Source organism: Kribbella hippodromi (assembly GCF_039531045.1).
Lineage (GTDB): Bacteria > Actinomycetota > Actinomycetes > Propionibacteriales > Kribbellaceae > Kribbella > Kribbella hippodromi.
Genome location: NZ_BAAAPH010000005.1, coordinates 59997 through 71291, shown reverse-complemented (window position 1 = coordinate 71291; position 11295 = coordinate 59997). Strand labels below are relative to the sequence as shown.

9 protein-coding genes are annotated in these 11295 nt (G+C 67.8%); 3 read left to right on the top strand and 6 right to left on the bottom strand.

Annotation, left to right across the window (positions count from 1 at the left end):
• Position 1 precedes the first annotated feature (1 nt).
• The 4 genes from ABD260_RS09170 to ABD260_RS09155 form a co-directional block, all read right to left on the bottom strand.
• Positions 2-1468, bottom strand: coding sequence for an MFS transporter (locus ABD260_RS09170; RefSeq protein WP_344232964.1), 1467 nt, complete (start codon positions 1466-1468; stop codon positions 2-4).
• Positions 1465-2661 (bottom strand): polysaccharide pyruvyl transferase family protein, encoded by a 1197-nt coding sequence (locus ABD260_RS09165; RefSeq protein WP_344232963.1) that lies wholly within the window; start codon positions 2659-2661, stop codon positions 1465-1467. Before ABD260_RS09165 ends, ABD260_RS09170 begins: the two co-directional genes overlap by 4 nt.
• A gap of 86 nt (positions 2662-2747) precedes the next feature.
• Positions 2748-4121, bottom strand: coding sequence for a helix-turn-helix domain-containing protein (locus ABD260_RS09160; protein WP_344232962.1), 1374 nt, complete (start codon positions 4119-4121; stop codon positions 2748-2750).
• A gap of 163 nt (positions 4122-4284) precedes the next feature.
• Entirely contained in the window at positions 4285-5337 is a 1053-nt protein-coding gene (locus ABD260_RS09155) for an AraC family transcriptional regulator (protein WP_344232961.1), read from the bottom strand.
• A 212-nt stretch (positions 5338-5549) separates the two neighbouring features.
• On the opposite strand from ABD260_RS09155, the gene ABD260_RS09150 reads away from it, so the two are divergent.
• Positions 5550-6905 (top strand): tryptophanase, encoded by a 1356-nt coding sequence (locus ABD260_RS09150; RefSeq protein WP_344232960.1) that lies wholly within the window; start codon positions 5550-5552, stop codon positions 6903-6905.
• Here the strand turns inward: ABD260_RS09150 and ABD260_RS09145 are convergent.
• Positions 6877-7140, bottom strand: a complete 264-nt coding sequence (locus ABD260_RS09145) for a helix-turn-helix domain-containing protein (protein WP_344232959.1) — start codon at positions 7138-7140, stop codon at positions 6877-6879. The genes ABD260_RS09150 and ABD260_RS09145 overlap by 29 nt on opposite strands.
• 255 nt (positions 7141-7395) lie before the next feature.
• On the opposite strand from ABD260_RS09145, the gene tsrT reads away from it, so the two are divergent.
• Positions 7396-9099, top strand: coding sequence for a tryptophan 2-C-methyltransferase (gene tsrT / locus ABD260_RS09140; RefSeq protein ID WP_344232957.1), 1704 nt, complete (start codon positions 7396-7398; stop codon positions 9097-9099).
• Positions 9100-9328: 229 nt separating this feature from the next.
• Positions 9329-10699, top strand: coding sequence for a TrpB-like pyridoxal phosphate-dependent enzyme (locus ABD260_RS09135; protein ID WP_344232956.1), 1371 nt, complete (start codon positions 9329-9331; stop codon positions 10697-10699).
• A gap of 9 nt (positions 10700-10708) precedes the next feature.
• Here ABD260_RS09135 and ABD260_RS09130 read toward each other — a convergent pair whose 3' ends face one another.
• Positions 10709-11215: a hypothetical protein gene (locus ABD260_RS09130; RefSeq protein ID WP_344232955.1), complete on the bottom strand. Its 507-nt coding sequence runs from the start codon at positions 11213-11215 to the stop codon at positions 10709-10711.
• Between the last annotated feature and the right edge of the window lie 80 nt (positions 11216-11295).

Below are 11295 nucleotides of genomic sequence, written 5' to 3'. Positions count from 1 at the left end.
CTCACTCCCGGCCCAGGGCGGGCAGGGTGCGGAGCAGGCGGACGAGCACGAGTCCGATGACGGCCAGGGCGAGCGCGGCGATTCCAGCGATCACCTGAACTCCGGTCGTGAACGCATGCCGAGCCGCTGCCACGACAACCTGCGGCCCGCCTCCGGTCAGGATCTGCTCCATCGAACCGCTTTGGCCGTCCATCAGGCTTCGATAGGTGATGGCGACGACGCTGCCCAGTACGGCGATCCCCAGGGCATAGCCGAGTTCGTTGCTGGTCTGCGTCAGCGCCGCGGAGGAGCCCGCCTTCTCGGGCGGGACCGAACCGATGACCAGGTTGGTGCCGAGCATGATCAATGGCGCGGTACCGATCCGTTGGACCGCGAACGCGATCACGAAGGCCGTGGTCGAGGTGGACTGAGACATCAGCCCCATCCCGGCCACGGTGAAGGCAAGGCCGGCCGGAATCAGTATTCCCGGCCGGATTCGCCGGGCGAGCCGCGGAACCAGCTGAAACGCGATCGTCGAGGTGAGCATGCCTGGGATCAGCGCGAGACCGGCCGCCAGCGGCGTCATACCGTGGACCAACTGGAAGTACTGCGCGACGAAGACCATCACGCCGCTCGACAGCATCGAGTACAGGAGCATGCTGCCGACCGTCACGCTGAACGTCCGGTGGGTGAACAGCCGTACGTCGAGCAATGGATCGGACAGGCCGAGTTGGCGCCGGACGAAGATCCATCCGAAGGCCGTGCCGATCACCAATCCACCAATGGACTGTGCACCCAGGCCGTGAGCGGCCAGCTGTTTCAGCCCCTGGATCGCCGGCAGGATCGCTGCCAGCGACAGCAGCACACTCGGTACGTCGATCCGCCCGGCCTGCTCGTTGCGATACTCCGGCAGCAGCACCGGCCCGACGGCGAGCAGCACGACCATCGCCGGTACGCCGATCAAGAACGCCGAACCCCACCAGAAATGACTCAGCAGCACACCACCGGCGATGGGGCCGACCACTGCCCCGACCGTGAAGCATCCGGCCCAGACCCCCAGCGCGGTCGCCCGCTGTCGCTCGTCCGGGAACAGCGTCGAGATCAGCGACAACGTACAGGGGGCAATCGCCGCGCCCGCGATACCCAGCACCGCCCGGGCGCCGATCAGCATCCCCGGGCTGACCGAGTACGCGGCCACGATCGAGGTGAGGCCGAACACGGCCGCGGCGATCAGCAGCAGCCGACGGCGACCGATCCGGTCGCCCAGGTTTCCCATGGTGATCATCAGGCCGGCCACCATGAAGCCGTACACATCGAGTATCCACAGTTGCTGGGTGCTGCTGGCGCCCAGTGCCTCGGTCATGGCCGGCACCGCCAGCAGCAGGACGAACGCGTGCAACGACACCAGCAGCGCGGCGAGGCCCAGCACCCCCAGGGCGATCCACGGGCGGCGCGTGTCCACCAGCTTCGCGCTGCCGTCCACGGTCATCGCAGGACCGATCTCAGGGTTTCTGTCAGCGCGTCCCGAGACCGGTCCGCGTGTTGATGCATCCGGGCCGCTATTGGCTGGAAGGCGCCGCTCTCGAGGAAGGACGCGATCCGTTCGACGTGATGCTTGGTGACTTCCTCCGGGTCCGTGCCGGTGGACAAGTACAGGTCCATGGCGTCGTACGCGGCGTAGAAGACGTGCTTCTTCCAGTCGTTGAGCGACACGATGCCGTCTTGCGACGGGCCGGGTTGGGGGGTACCGAGGCAGATGGTGGGGGTGCCGGAGCGCCAGGCGTTGATGGCCAGGTGGTAGGTGTCGGTGATGATGTAGCGGTACTTCGGGAGGGCGGCGAGGAGGTCGCCCAGGTGGGGCAGGGTGGGGCGTACGTCGACGGGGAGGCGGCCAGGGGCTTGGGTTTCCGACCAGGGGAGCCATTCGAGGCGGACTTCGGTACGGGACGCGAGTTCGGTGCAGAAGCGCTCCAGCCAAGGCGGGCGCTTGGTGCGTTCGCCGACGAAGACACCCGCTACCGCCCCGTCTTCGATTCCATCGGCCCAGCCGGTGCGCTGCAGACCGAGCACCTCGTCGGAGTCGAGCAGTAGGGCGGAGTCGGCGCCGAACAGGGGTGGCCGGTCAGGTGGGCGGAGGTGGCCGGCCTTGGCGACCGAGATCGGGTCGCGCAGCCAGAGGGCGTGGGCGTTCGACATCAGTCGGGAGTAGGCGCGGAAGTAGCCGGCGTCCTGGTAGTCGGATTGGGTGTTGTGCAGGAGGGTGCCGCCGTACAGGACCGTGCGGCGGAGGGATTCGGTCGGCTCGTCGCGCAGCAGGAGCAGGCGGTGCAGCAGGTCTCTGGCTTCGGATCGTTCGGTGATGCGGCCGAATCTGAGCAGCTTGATCGTCGCGTCTTGTTCGAGGTAGTGCCGGGTCTGCAGGAAGTCGCCCCAGATGACGCGTACGGTGCCCGGCGAGGTACCGGGATCTTCGAGGCGCTGCAGTGTGAAGGGCAGGTCGCCGGCGCCCAGGTACTCGCGCAGCCGGCCCGCCTCCGGGAGGTGCAGGGTGTGCCACTCGACGTCGATGTCCGCGCCGAGCCGCTTGCGGATCGATTCGAAAGCCAGGTCCACCGTCACCATGCCGGCGTTCTCGTATCCGGTGTTGTCGGCTGTGATGACGGTGATGCGGGGGTCTGACACAGCTCGGCCCTTCTGGTCGCGTGGGCGGGGTTCTTGTCGAGTTTCTGATTGGGGGTTGGGGTGGTGCCAGGTGGCGAGTTCTGCCGTTAGGACTTGGGTTCGAAGGGGCGGAGTTGGGGGGCGAGGGTTTTGGCCTCGGTCAGGAGGGTGCGGATGGTGGCGGTGCTGATCTTGGCCTCGTCGGCGGTGGGGCGGTTGACGCGGAGGTGGAGGGCGGTGGCGCGTTCGCGCATGTGGGTCACGTGCGAGAACTGGTGGCCGAACTGGATGGTGACCGCTTCGCCGGCGGTGTTGGGGTGGGCGGTGAGGTCGGGGCGGAGGCCTTGCTGGGCGAGGAGGCCGTTGGCGATGAGCTGGCCGGCTTCGACCAGCAGGAGGTAGGCGGATTCGGGGGCGTCGGCGGCGATTCGTTCGGCGGCTTGGAGGTGGGTTTCGGCCAGTTCGAGGGCCGGTTCGGCGCGGGCGCCGGGGCCGTTGGTCATGGTCAGCTGGCCGGATTCGAGCAGCTGGGTGATGATGTCGGGCTCGGCGGTGACGGTGCCGCGGCCGCGGTGTGGTTCGCGGGGGCGGACCAGCCGGACTTCCACGATCGGGTGGCCTTCCCAGTGGGTCGGCACGGTGAGCGTCCGGCCCGGGTCGGTTTCGCCCACCTGCCAGCGGAGTGGGCGTTTGAGTCTGCGTTCGGCGCGGTCCGCGGCGAGGCGTACCTCGTCCTCGTCGGCGTTCTGGCCGGGGTGCGGCACCACGACGAGGTCGAGGCTCTCCGGGGCCGGGCCGGGTACGCCGGCGAACCGTTCGGCCCAGGTGCCGGCGACTACCAGGCGAGCCGCCGCGTGGACCTGGCCGAACTCTTCGCCGAGCACTTGCGGTACGCCGTAACTCTGCCGGATCAGCTCGACCAGCGGCGCGAGGCCGGGGCCCAGGTGGGCGGCGTGGTAGAGCCGCATCGTTCCTTCGGTCCGGCTGCTGACGATTCCGGAGGTCTCCAGCAGCTGCACTTCCTTGTCCACCGAGGCCAGCGCGGCGCCGGCGGTCTCGCCGAGTTCACTGAGTGAGAACCAGCGGTCCGGGTTGAGCAGCAGGGCGGCGAGGATGCCGCCCTGGACCCGGGATCGCAGCACCGGCAGCAGTTCGGGCGTACCTTGCGCGCGGCGGACCGGGCCGGCTCGGCGCGGGGTGTTCTGCGCGACCACCGCGTTGCCGGTCTTGGCCCGGCGTTTCGACAGCGCCGCGGCCCGTTCGAACTCCTCGGCGGGAATGCCGAAGAAGACTGCCAGCCATTGCCGGGTTTCGGCCCTGGGGACCTGCGCACCGCGTTCCCAGTGCGAAATCAGGTCCCGATTGATGGTGTGCCGCCCGGACAGGGTGCCGAGCTCTTTCGCGAGTTGGGATTGACTCAAACCCTTGTTTTCGCGGGCGCTCTTGATGAGCTGAGAAATTGTCTGGCCACTCGAGTTCACGCACGTCTCCACTCCGCACCGGACCGTCCGTAAAACGCTTGACCGCGGTGGTGGAGAACACCCCGCGGTCATTCCCGCTGAGGCCGGTAACACTACGGTCGCGCCCGGTTGCGGGTATGGCCGAATTACGACCGAATTGGTCCACGTTGCGTCATCGGAACCGCTATTTCGCCAGTGTCTCGGACGGAAGTTCTCCGAATCGTTTGCGGTACTCGGTGGCGAACCGTCCGGTGTGGCCCAAATGCCATCGCCCGGCCACCTGGCGGACGGTGATCGTGTCCCTGTGCTTCGACCGGAGTTCACTGTGCGCCCGCTGCATCCGGACGGCGGTCATGTACTCCTTCGGGCCGACCCCCAGATACCGGGCGAAGCCCTTCTGCAGGGCGCGCGGGCTGACGCCGGCCTCGCGGGCGAGGCTGGTGACGGTGTGGTCCCACTCCGGGTGGTTCTCGATGATGTCGCGGGCGATCGCGATCGCCCGGGACGGTACTTTCGACCGGCTGGTGTCGCCGAGCCGATGGGTGTAGTTGTGCGGCTGCGCGTACAGCAGGCCGCGGATCAGCACGTCCTCGTACCCGGACACCACCAGCAGGTCGTCGTCCGCGGCGTCGATCTCGTCGACGAACAGCCGGAACATCGACAGCCAGCTCCGGGCCGGGGTCTTGCTGACGTCCATCCCGAGCGCGAACCGGAGCGGCTCCGGCAGCGGCGCCTCCAGCAGGTCGGTCAGCTCGTCCTCCACCGCCGAGCGCTCCAGCCGCAGGATCAGCTTGGTGCAGTCCGCCGACCAGCGCATGCTGAGCGGTTCCGTTGGTGACACCACCGAAGCCATCTGCGGCGTGGACAGGACGGCCTCCCGGCCGCTGCGGACATGGCTGAACCCGGTCAGCGGCACCTGCACCACGAAGAACGAGCCGAGATCCTCCGGATCGATCAGCACCTCGGCGCCGTAGCTGACGTAGTTCGCCGCGACCTTCGGGAACCGCCGGGTGTGCATCCGGGCGTCCAGCGGCCCGGACTTGCCGGCCAGGTCAAGCCGGTGCGGTACGAACACCCGTCCCACGGTGTCCCGCGCATCGTCCAGATCGCCGGTGTGGAACAGCTCGAACTGCTCCAGCGGCCGTGCCCCCGCGGCCCGTTGCCGCGCCTCATTACCGAACTGCGCCGATCCACGGGACGGTTGCCCATGACCGGACCCTCCAGCCCTCTCGCGCACTGGACCCCCTCGGTCACTCAGAGTCAGAATTGAGAATATCTCGCCGGCCAGATCACCGAAACCCGGCGGTCCGGTGAAGATCCCGTCTCAGCGCTGTATTTCCGCCGCAACGCCGGCTTTCCGGCGCGGAGTCGGCGGAACTGGCCCCTGCCCGGCGACCGGCCGGCTGCCCACACTTGGGGCACCAGGACCACGCCTGAAGGGACTCCGCCGTGCCCGCGTTCATGGAACCGTTCCGCGTCAAAGCCGTCGAGCCGATCCCGTTTCCGACCGAGGACGAGCGGCGTACGGCGCTCGCGGCGGCCGGCTACAACCTGTTCCGGGTACCGTCCCGCGCGATCACGATCGACCTGCTCACCGATTCCGGCACGAATGCCATGTCCGCCGCGCAATGGGCGGCGCTGATCTCCGGCGACGAGTCGTACGCCGGGGCGACCTCGTTCGAAAACTTTCAGTCCGTGGTCCGGGACCTCACCGGGTACGAGGAGGTGCTTCCGGTGCACCAAGGACGAGCGGCCGAGCGGATCGTACTGGGGAACCTGCTCGGGCCGGGTGATGTGTCGATCAGCAACACGCACTTCGACACCACCCGGGCCGCGGTCGAGGCGGCCGGCGCCACCGCGCTGGACCTGCCGGTCGAGCGGACCTCGCCACCAGCCAGCTTCGGCGGCGACATCGACCTCGCGCAACTGGCCGAAAGGCTGGCCGGCGATCGAGTCCGCTGCGTGGTCCTGACCGTCACCAACAACGCCGCGGGCGGCCAGCCGGTCTCGATCGCCAACGTCACCAGCGTTCGCCGGTTGTGCGATCAGTACGGCGTACTCCTGCTGCTCGACGCCGCACGGTTCGCCGAGAACGCCTACCTGATCAGCGAACGCGAGCCCGAGTACGCACACCGCAGCCCACGCGAGATCGCGCAGCTGGTGTTCGCGCAGGCCGACGGCTGCTGGGCGAGCCTGAAGAAGGACGGCATCGCCAACATCGGCGGGATGATCGCGCTGCGCGACCCGGATCTCGCCCGCCGCTGCCGGGAACAACTGATCGCCTTCGAAGGCTTCCCGACGTACGGCGGGTTGGCCGGCCGTGATCTCGACGCGCTGGCCCAGGGACTGATCGAAGTCACCGAGCCGGCGTACCTGGAGTACCGGGCCCGATCCGCCCGCTGGTTCGGCGAACAGCTCGAAGACGCCGGACTGCCAGTGGTACAGCCGACCGGCTGCCACGCCGTGTACGTCGACGCCGCCGCCCTACTGCCCCACATTCCCTCGCATCGGCTTCCGGCGACAGCACTCGCGAACGAGTTGTACCTGGCCGGCGCCGTCCGCGTATCCGACCTGGGCACCCTCGTCTTCGGCCGGGCGGTTCCCGGCGCGGAGGACGTCGCCGCACCACATGAGCTCGTACGCTTCGCCCTTCCGCGCCGCGTCTACACCAAGAGCCACCTCGAGTACGTAGCCGAGGTTGCCGCCGCGGTAGCCGCGAAAGCCACGCAACTGAACGGTTACCGGATCACCGAACAGTCCGCGTCCTTGCGGCACTTCACCGCCGCATTGATGCCGTTCGAGTGACTTCGCAGCTCCAGCGCGCCGCCCGGGCGAACCGGGCGGCCATCTCCACCTCGCCGAGCGAGAGCTCCAGCACGGTGCTGATCCACTTCCGCCAGTACGGGCCCGGGATTCGCTTGCCGCGTTCCCAGCGGGCGACCTCCTCCCGGGTGAGCGCGTCGTTTCCGGACACCCGGACCAGTTCGTTCGCGACCGCGTACTGGCTGTATCCAAGGCTGCTGCGTGCTTGCCGAATCATTTCTCCAACGAGCAAGTGGGGCTCCATGGCAATCCTGGCGACCTTTCTGACGATCCATCCAGGCTAGGAGCGCGGATCGGGCCCCCAGAGCCGATTCACGCATCGTCCTGTCCACTTCGCGAACCACCTTGCGAAACTCCACACCCACAGGCGTACTGGCCCCTGCCCCGGAGCCCGGACGCGGTGACACGATCACCGCACCGATGCCTGACCCGCCGTCCCGGAGCTTGATCGAGCCGCCCGAAGGAGACCGTGGTGAACGACCGCTTGATAACGCTGGTGAATCCCAATCTCGTTCATCCACCGATCACGCCGTACTCGCTGGACATCCTCACCACCTCCCTGGAAGCCGCGGGATTCGAGGTGGAGGTGCTCGACCTGACCCTGGTCCGGGACCACTGGCAGACCACGGTCGCGGCGTACTTCGAGCAGCGCCAACCGCTCCTCGTCGGTGTGACGGTTCGCAACACCGACACGATCTATCCACAGGAGCAGCGGGTCTTCCTGGACTCGCATCGCGACATCATCCGCGAGATCCAGCACTGTTGCGCCGCGCCGATCGTGGCCGGTGGAGTCGGGTTCTCCTCGATGCCGTTCGCGCTGGTCGATTACTTCGACATCGACTTCGGTGTCAAAGGTCCTGGCGACGTGACAGTCGTCGAGCTGGCAAGAGCACTCGCGACCGGTACGCCGACCGCCCGCGTACCAGGTCTGATCATCAATGACGGCGACGGCGAAGTGCACCAGGTACCGCATGCCGATGCACTGGTCTCGATCGGCCGCGCGGCATTGGTGAACCGAACCACGCCGTATACAAGGCGATCCAGCACTCCGTACAAGGTCGACAACCTGGCGTACTACCGGCATGGCGGTCTCGGCAACATCCTGACGAAGAACGGGTGTACGTACGCCTGCACGCACTGCGTCGAGCCGGATGCGAAAGGGGCGCAGTTTGCGCGACGTGCGGCGACAGTGGTCGTCGACGAGATGGAGATGCTGACCGCGCAGGGCGTACACGATCTGCACACCACGGACAGCGAGTTCAATCTGAGCATCAGCCACAGCAAGGACGTACTGCGCGAGATCATCCGCCGGAAGAACAGTGATGCGTCGTCGCCGTTGCACAAGTTGCGGCTGTGGATCTACATCCAGCCGGCGCCGTTCGACGAGGAGTACGCCCAGTTGCTGGCCGCGGCGGGTTGCGCGGGGGTCAATGTCGCGCCGGATCATGTCCGCGACGAGGTGCTCGACGGGTGGAAGATCAGCGCGAAGGGCACCCGGTTCTACGCGTCCGGCGACATCCGGACGGTGTGCAGTCTGGCGAAGAAGTACGGCATGCTGACGATGGTCGAGGCGCTGCTGGCAATGCCCGGTGAGACCGAGTCGACCATGCACGACTGTGTCGACGAGTTGATGGCGCTCGACGCGACGGTGGTCGGCTTCACGCTCGGCATCCGCGCGTTCCCGTACTCACCGCTGGGTATCAAGCTCGCCGCCCGCAGCGGTGGTATCCGGCCGGTCCCGGGGGTGCAGTCGAACACGGCGACCGAACCGATCCTGCTGAAACCGGCCGATCAGTGCCGAAGCACGGTCGAGTACGAGCGGCAGTTCATGTTCGATCCACAGGGGAACTTCCGGCCGATCTACTTCTTCTCACCCGAGCTGCCGGAAGGTGATCACAGCAGCCATCCGGGTGACCGCTGGCTGACCAGTCTCGAACTGCTCTGGAAGTGGGTGCCCGAGCAGGACCGGCCCCGGGTGATGCTGCCGACGGTCGCCGGGCTGACGCCGGAGGACAACAACTACGCGGACAACCCGTTCCTGCTGCGCCTGACCCAGCTCGGCTACAAGGGCGCGTTCTGGTCGCACTGGCGCGAGCGCGACGAGATCATGCGAACAGAGCTCGCCCCGCCCACCGCCGTACCCAGCCACCGCCCAAGCCCCCGCCTCGCCATCTGAGGGGCTGACCCCTGAGTTGGTGGGTTTGGCCGCCTGATTCTCGGGGGTCAACCCATCGTGGCAGGGGCTGACCCCTCAGACGGTGAAGGGCGGGGCGGGAGGGCATGGCGGGAGGGCGGGGCGGGAGGGCGGGCCCCGGGAGGGTGGGGTGGGGTGGGTGGGTGAGGTTCGGGGGGAGTTCTGGTTTGGGTCATTGTGGGGGTGTGGGGGCGAGGCCTAGCTTGGCCGTATGACGCCGACGAAGATCCTGTTGCCTGAGGATGAGTTGCCGACCCGTTGGTACAACGTGTTGCACGACCTGCCCACGCCTCCGCCGCCGGTGCTGCATCCGGGGACGGGGCAGCCGATCGGGCCGGATGATCTGGCTCCGTTGTTCCCGATGGAGCTGATCCTGCAGGAGGTGTCGCAGGAGCAGTACGTGGACATTCCGGGCGAGGTCCTGGATGTGTACAAGCTGTGGCGGCCGAGTCCTTTGTACCGGGCGCATCGGCTGGAGAAGGCACTGGATACGCCGGCCCGGATCTACTACAAGTACGAGGGTGTCTCGCCGGCCGGATCGCACAAGCCGAACACGGCTGTTCCACAGGCGTACTACAACGCGCGGTCCGGGGTCCGGAAGCTGACCACCGAGACCGGCGCGGGACAGTGGGGTACGGCGCTCGCCTTCGCCTGTGCGCAGTACGGCTTGGAGTGCGAGGTCTGGCAAGTGCGCGCCTCGTACGATCAGAAGCCGTACCGACGGACGATGATGCAGGTGTTCGGCGCGACCGTGCATCCGAGCCCGTCGGAGTTGACCGAGGCCGGCAAGAAGATCCTCGCCGCCGACCCGGACTCGACCGGATCACTCGGGATCGCGATCAGCGAGGCGGTCGAGGCGGCGGTGAGTGATCCCGAGGTGCACTACGCGCTCGGCTCGGTGCTCAACCACGTGCTGATGCACCAGACGATCATCGGCGAGGAAGCTCTGATCCAGCTCGCGATGGTTGGTGAGACCCCCGATCTACTGGTCGGCTGCACCGGCGGCGGGTCGAACTTCGGCGGTCTCGCGTTCCCGTTCCTGCGGGAGAAGTGGGCCGGGCGGATGTCGCCAGTGGTCCGAGCGGTCGAGCCGGCCGCGTGCCCGTCGCTGACCCAGGGCACCTACGCGTACGACTTCGGCGACACGATCGGGATGACGCCGCTGATGAAGATGCACACCCTCGGCCACGACTTCGTCCCGGACCCGATCCACGCCGGCGGCCTGCGCTACCACGGCATGAGCCCGCTGATCAGCCACCTGTACGCGACCGGCGAGATCGAGGCGATCGCCAAACCGCAGTCCGAGTGCTTCGCGGCCGGTGTGCGGTTCGCCCGGACCGAAGGCATCGTCCCGGCGCCGGAGCCGACGCACGCGCTGGCCGCCGCGATCGAGGAAGCCGAGCGCTGCAAGGAGTCCGGCGAGGCGAAGGTCATCCTGACCGCGCTCTGCGGGCACGGGCATCTCGACCTGGCCGCGTACGACGCGTATCTCAGCAACGCGATCACCGACCGCGCGTGGGAGGACGCCGACATCCAGGCCGCCGTGGCCCAGGCGCTGACTCGGCTCCCGGCGCTCGGCTGAGACCGGCGCTTACCTGAAACCGCCGCGTTTCCACCATGGTTTGGGCCGTTTCGCGACTGCGGTCAGCCAGTCGTCCGGAACGGCCCAGCCGCGGGCCTCGATCGCCTCGAAGTACTCCGCCTTCAGGCTGTCCGGCAGCCAGTACGTGGCTCGTACCCGCTCGTGCACTTCGAAGTAGGTGGTCCGGCGGCGCGTACTCCACACCGTCGCCTGCCGCGAGCTGTACGCGAGCCGGACGTAATCCCAGCGCGCCTGCGCGTCCTCGAGGTCGAAGTCCCGCTCGACCACCCGGCTCTTTCCGGCCGGCTCCCGCTCGAGATCCTCGATCAGCCCTTGCACCACCGCGCGGTCCTCGGTCATGCCGTCCGGCAGCAGCAACCCGGCCGGATCGAGCACCGCCGCACCCAGCCGGGACCGCCCCACGTCGAGAAACACCTCGAGCAGCGCGAAGCCTTCCTCGGCCCGTTCGAACCGATCCAGCTCGGCGCGCAACGTTGTCACGGCTTCTTCCGGCACCCGGCAACCCTAACCGGCCTGATGCGACCGGACCTGCCCCGCACGCACCGGCCCGCTGCCCCGGCCTGGCCCGGCCTGCC